Annotated in this window: 1 pseudogene; it reads left to right on the forward strand. The window is 42.4% G+C overall.

The window, feature by feature from the left end:
• Nucleotides 1-893: pseudogene (locus HMPREF2603_RS13420) on the forward strand (DUF4988 domain-containing protein); the annotation flags it as partial.

The following is an 893-nucleotide window of genomic DNA, read 5'->3' on the forward strand; positions in this document are numbered from 1 at the left end:
TGAAACAGCTGTTCAACCAGATGGTTCAACAAAAGTAACATTCAGCGATGGTCACGAAGTTGTTATCCCTAAAGGCGAAAAAGGCGATGCTGGACACAATGGTGCAGACGGTCAATCAGTCACAGTCGCAAAAGTAGAGCCACAACCAAATGGCGATACAAAAGTCACATTTAGTGATGGTAAAGAACTTACTATTCCTAAAGGAGAAAAAGGCGACAAAGGTGATACTGGTGCGAATGGCGCAGACGGTCAATCCGTGACAGTTCAATCTTCTGAAGTCCAACCAGATGGCAGCACGAAAGTAGTCTTCTCAGACGGACATGAAGTGACTATTCCAAAAGCGCAAGATGGTAAATCAATTACAGTTGAAAAAACTGAACCAGATGCGGATGGTAATATAGTTGTGACATTTAGTGATGGCTCAACAGTCACAATACCTAAAGGTGCGAAAGGTGATAAAGGTGACACTGGAGAAGCGGGTCAAAACGGCTTAAATGGTCAATCTATCACAGTTCAAGGCACAGAAAAAACACCAGAAGGCGATACAAAAGTTACATTCTCTGATGGCACTACAGTCACAATCGCAAAAGGCGATAAAGGAGAAAAAGGTGATTCAGTCACAGTCGCGAAAGTAGAACCACAACCAAACGGCGATACAAAAGTTACATTCTCTGACGGTAAAGAAGTTACAATTCCTAAAGGAGAAAAAGGCGACAAAGGTGATACTGGAGCACAAGGTGAAGCGGGTCAAAATGGCGCAGATGCGAAACCATTAACAATCACAGGCTCTACACAAACACCTGATGGTAATACTGAAGTGACATTTAGCGATGGTACAACAGTCACAATTCCAAAAGCACAAGATGGTAAATCAATTACAGTTGAAAAAACTG

The organism is Staphylococcus sp. HMSC055C03 (assembly GCF_001809385.1).
GTDB lineage: Bacteria > Bacillota > Bacilli > Staphylococcales > Staphylococcaceae > Staphylococcus > Staphylococcus simulans.